Raw genomic sequence first — 522 nt, forward strand, 5'->3', positions numbered from 1 at the left:
GTGCTGTTCCATCGGGAAACTCACGCAGTGTCGAACCTGAGAAGTCCATCGCCATGATTGCATGGTCAATCGGTATGCCGTCGGAAGACTCGCCTATGGCCAGTTTAATGGGTCCATGATCATACGGCCTTGCCGGTAAGTGCGGCGTTCCTTCCTGGTAGTAGCCGGGCGCAGCCACCTCATAGAGCTCACCCGCTCGGTTCACCAGATCACCTTCCTCGAGCTGCTCTATATCGACCAGCTCCCACTGGTCATAACGGAAGCACAGAATAGCGGCCATGTTATCCACCCTCAGTTGATCCAATAGCATGACGATGGTGATCACTGCCGGCGATCCAGCGCACCCCGGAATACGAACTGCAACAGACAGGCAATTCAGAGAACCCATGTAGCCGTGATAATTTCACGCCTTTGCCGTGAGCCAGGTGATGGTGCCACCATCACCTGGAGATTCGCCGGCAAGCGCTACGGCGTGAATAATTCACGGCTTGCCGTGAATGACTTGCGCTCCTCAGCACCACT

The 522-nt window shown here is 55.6% G+C and carries 1 protein-coding gene; it reads right to left on the bottom strand.

Annotated elements, in window-relative coordinates; translation table 11 throughout:
* The coding region (locus ACGTN6_RS21045) for a hypothetical protein (RefSeq protein ID WP_394595059.1) at positions 1-325 on the bottom strand (325 nt) is incomplete at its 3' end.
* Positions 326-522: the final 197 nt, after the last annotated feature.

This window comes from Halomonas sp. B23F22_20 (genome assembly GCF_043496985.1).
Lineage (GTDB): Bacteria > Pseudomonadota > Gammaproteobacteria > Pseudomonadales > Halomonadaceae > Halomonas.